At 66.4% G+C, this 4,067-nt stretch carries 5 protein-coding genes; 4 read left to right on the top strand and 1 reads right to left on the bottom strand.

All coding sequences use genetic code 11. The features are described 5' to 3' along the window. Positions 1–2 precede the first annotated feature (2 nt). The 3 genes from ACN269_RS34205 to ACN269_RS34195 all read left to right on the top strand — a co-directional run bounded on the left by ACN269_RS34205 (position 3) and on the right by ACN269_RS34195 (position 3,020). Positions 3–902, top strand: coding sequence for an MFS transporter (locus ACN269_RS34205; RefSeq protein WP_421477406.1), 900 nt, complete (start codon positions 3–5; stop codon positions 900–902). A gap of 204 nt (positions 903–1,106) precedes the next feature. After that, on the top strand, positions 1,107–1,628 hold the full coding sequence (locus tag ACN269_RS34200; protein ID WP_421477404.1) for a universal stress protein: 522 nt from the start codon (positions 1,107–1,109) through the stop codon (positions 1,626–1,628). Between the two features lie 78 nt (positions 1,629–1,706). Then, on the top strand, positions 1,707–3,020 hold the full coding sequence (locus ACN269_RS34195; protein WP_421477402.1) for a cytochrome P450: 1,314 nt from the start codon (positions 1,707–1,709) through the stop codon (positions 3,018–3,020). Positions 3,021–3,035: 15 nt separating this feature from the next. Here the strand turns inward: ACN269_RS34195 and ACN269_RS34190 are convergent, their stop codons facing one another. Continuing rightward, positions 3,036–3,707, bottom strand: a complete 672-nt coding sequence (locus ACN269_RS34190; RefSeq protein WP_421477400.1) for an MBL fold metallo-hydrolase — start codon at positions 3,705–3,707, stop codon at positions 3,036–3,038. 77 nt (positions 3,708–3,784) lie between these two features. Between ACN269_RS34190 and ACN269_RS34185 the strand changes: the two genes are divergently transcribed. Next, positions 3,785–4,067 (top strand): hypothetical protein (locus ACN269_RS34185; RefSeq protein WP_421477399.1); only part of this gene is annotated, 283 nt, incomplete at its 3' end.

Genomic DNA, 4,067 nt, shown 5'->3' with positions numbered 1-4,067 from the left:
GGTTGTTCGCCCAATACGGCAGCTGGCGGTGGGCGTTCGGGGTGTTGGTGATCCTGACGGCCGCGATGATCGCCCTGGTCCCGGTGGCGTTGCCGCGCCGGGACGCGGGGACAGCGAGCGCTGATCGGTTAGGGATCCCGGGCGCCTCCTTGGTGTTGCTGGGCACCGCAGCGCTGGTGGTGAGCCTCGCCGGGATCCCGGACGACGCGCGGGCCACGGCGGGGCTGTTGACACTGGGTGCTGCGATCGTGGTGGTCTTCGGGTTCGTCGACCGCCGGGCGGCGGTGGCGGTCCTGCCGCCCAGCACCTATGGCCCCGGCCCGTTGAAGTGGATCTATCTCACCCTGGGGCTGCTGATGGCCGCGACGATGGTCGACATGTACGTGCCGCTGTTCGGGCAGCGGCTGGCACACCTGACCCCGGTGCTGGCCGGGTTCTTTGGCGCGGTGTTGTCCGTCGGATGGACGGGCGGCGAGCTGACCAGCGCCTCGCTGAGGAATCCGCGCACCATCGCGCGCATGGTGGCTCTCGCGCCGCTCGTGATGGCGGTCGGCCTCGCGCTGGGGGCATTCACGCTGCGCGACACGGTGTCGACACCGCTGGCGGTGCTGTGGGCGGTGGCGCTGGTGATCACGGGCACTGGCATCGGCATCGCCTGGCCACATTTGTCGGCGTGGGCGATGGGCCGGGTTGCGGACCCCGCCGAAGGCCCAGCCGCCGCGGCCGCGATCAACACGGTTCAACTGATGTGCGGCGCGTTCGGCGCCGGCCTGGCCGGTGTGGTGGTGAACCTGACCGATCGCGGTGATGGTTCGGCCGCGCGCTGGCTGTTCGGCGTCTTCGCGGTGATCATCGGCGCCGGCGTCATCGCATCCCATCGGGCCGGACGTGACCCCCTCTGAGACAACGCTTCCGGACCGGATCACGCCTTCGGCGCCCAGCCCGCCACTGTCGACCGCGTCACGGTAGCGGCTCGCATGTGAACCGCCACGATCCGCCGGGCTGCGGGCATGTCTCTCACGGAACCGGGCCGGCAACATACGCGGCGGTTACCATATCTGCCGGTAGAACGCTCCGGTGTGACAGGAACCGCACTGGTGGGTGTCGTGAATCGCACCCAAGGACACAGTGCAACGGGTTACTGTCTCGGTGGCGCTGCAACGGATATTGGGAGGGAATGGATGAGCGGCTATCAAACCGTGGTCGTCGGCACGGACGGGTCGGATTCGTCATTGCGCGCTGTGGACAAGGCTGGTCAGATCGCCGCCGGCACGGGGGCCAAAGTCATCGTGGCGACCGCGTATTTCCCCCAGAGCGAAGACCAGCGCGCTGCCGACGTCCTGAAGGACGAGGGCTACAAGATGGCCGGCAACGCCCCGATCTACGCGATCCTGCGCGAGGCCCGCGACCGGGCCGTGGCCGCGGGCGCGGCCGACGTCGAGGAGAGGGCCGTCGTCGGCGCACCGGTCGACGCGCTGGTCGATCTCGCCACGGATGTCAAGGCTGACCTGCTCGTGGTCGGCAACGTTGGGCTCAGCACCATCGCCGGGCGACTGCTCGGCTCGGTGCCGGCCAACGTGGCCCGCCGCTCCAAGACCGACGTGCTCATCGTCCACACCACGCCGTGACGGGCTGACACCAGTCAGTCGAAATCGCACCTCACCGTCCTTTCCGGTGCCACACTGGAGATGACGGGGAGGTGCGTCATGGCGGTTTCAGTACGCCCGGGGCCTATCGCGAGCCGCGAGAACGGTGTTCCACCACCGTACGTTCCGCTGGAGGACATCGACCTCGGAGATTTCGCATTCTGGGAGTCGGACGACGACGTGCGGGACGGCGCCTTTGCCACGCTGCGCCGCGAAGCTCCGATCACCTTCTGGGAGAACCGGGAGTACGAGGGCTTCACGCCAGGGGCCGGCCACTGGGCACTGACCACCTTCGACGATGTGCGGCACGCCAGCCGCCATCCCGAAATCTTCAGCTCAGTCCCGACAAGTACGACCCTGTACGACGTCGCCCCCGAAACCGCCGAGTTCGCCGGCTCGATGATCTCGTTGGACGACCCGCGCCACCAACGGCTGCGCTCGATCGTCAACCGGGCCTTCACCCCAAAGGTGGTGGCCCGCATCGAGGAAAGCGTGCGCGAGCGCGCACACCGATTGGTGAGCGACATGGTGGCGCGACATCCCGACGGATCCGCTGACTTCGTTGCGGAGGTCGCAGCTCCGCTACCGCTGCACATCATCTGCGACATGATGGGCATCCCTGAGGCGGAGGAGGCGAATGTCTTCCACTGGACCACGGTGATTCTGGGGGCCGGCGACGAGGAAGTCGTCACGAGTCACGACGAGTTGGTCGGTGCAGTACTGCAATTGGGCGCGTACGGGCTGCAGCTGGCCGAGGATCGCCGCGCGCGTCCGCAGGACGACCTGACCACCAGCCTGGTCCAGGCAGAGGTCGATGGGGAGCAGTTGTCCTCCAGTGACATTGCCTCGTTCTTCATCCTGCTGTCCGGTGCAGGCAACGAGACCACACGCAACGCCATCAGCCACGGCATGGTCGCTCTCACCCGCTACCCCGATGAACGCCGGAAGTGGTGGAACGACTTCGAAGCCGTCGCGGGCACTGCCGTCGAGGAGATCGTCCGATGGTCGACGCCGGTGATGTTCATGCGCCGCAATCTGACCGAGGACGTCGAAATGCGCGGTGTGCAAATGAAGGCTGGATCCAAAGTGTCGTTGTGGTACAACTCCGCCGATCGTGACGAGACCAAGTTCGACGACCCGTGGACGTTCGATGTGACGCGAGATCCCAACCCGCACATGGGCTACGGGGGTGGCGGTGCGCATTTCTGCCTCGGCGCGAATTTGGCGCGGCGTGAGGTTCGGGTGATCTTCGACGAATTGCGTGCCCAGGTGCCCGATATCGTCGCGGTCGGCGAGCCCGCCATCCTGCGATCCGGGTTCATTCACGGGATCAAACGGCTGCCGGTGGCGTGGCGGGCCGACTCCGCCGCGTAACAAATGGGTAGCCGCCTACCAGCCGCGCTGCTTCCACTCGGCCAGGTGCGGACGCTCGGTCCCAAGCGTGGTGTCGTCGCCGTGGCCGGGATAGACGACAGTCGAGTCCCCGTAGACCTCGAACACCCGGCTGGTGACATCGCCGAGCAGCTTCTCGAAGTCGCCCTCCTTCCAGGTTTTGCCTACGCCACCTGGGAACAGGCAGTCGCCGGTGAACAGGTGGGTCGCATCATCGGCGCCGTCGAGGGCCAGTGCCACCGAACCCGGCGTGTGCCCCTGCAGGTGGATCACGTCGAACGACAGTTCACCGATTGCGATCGTGTCTCCGTTGGCAAGGATGCGGTCCGCTTTGACGGGCAGCGCCTCGGCGTCCAGTTGGTGCGCGGCGGTTGGAACGCCAGTCGCCGTGGCCACCTGATCGAGTGCTAGCCAGTGGTCCTGATGCTGGTGACTGGTGACGATCAGGGACAATGTCGGCGCGAATCGCTCAACAAGTTCGAGCAGGACCTCGGCGTCGTTGGCGGCGTCGATGAGCAGGGTTTCGCCGGTGGCGTTGCAGGTCACCAGGTAGCAGTTGTTGTCCATCGGCCCGACCGACACCTTGACGATCGTCGCGCCCGGTAGCGTGCGCCGGGCCGCGGTGCGGGGTTCGACATGGCCGGTGTAGTTGTCGTCGACGACTGTCATAGTGGTCACGTTATCGGGCTTGTCGGTCGGGGCACATAGCATGGATCGGTACGCGTCTGAACCAGGAGAGGACCCCGTTGGCTGACCGCCTGATCGTCAAGGGTGCGCGGGAGCACAACCTGCGAAGTGTCGACCTCGACCTGCCGCGCGACGCTTTGATCGTGTTCACCGGGTTGTCCGGTTCCGGCAAGTCGTCGCTGGCCTTCGACACGATCTTCGCCGAGGGGCAGCGCCGGTATGTCGAGTCGCTGTCGGCCTACGCCCGGCAGTTCCTGGGCCAGATGGACAAACCCGACGTCGACTTCATCGAGGGCCTGTCCCCGGCGGTGTCGATCGACCAGAAGTCCACTAATCGCAACC

This window comes from Micromonospora sp. WMMD736 (genome assembly GCF_049179015.1).
Lineage (GTDB): Bacteria > Actinomycetota > Actinomycetes > Mycobacteriales > Micromonosporaceae > Micromonospora.
Note: the sequence above shows the minus strand (reverse complement) of the source record. Positions and strands in the feature narration are given on the sequence as shown.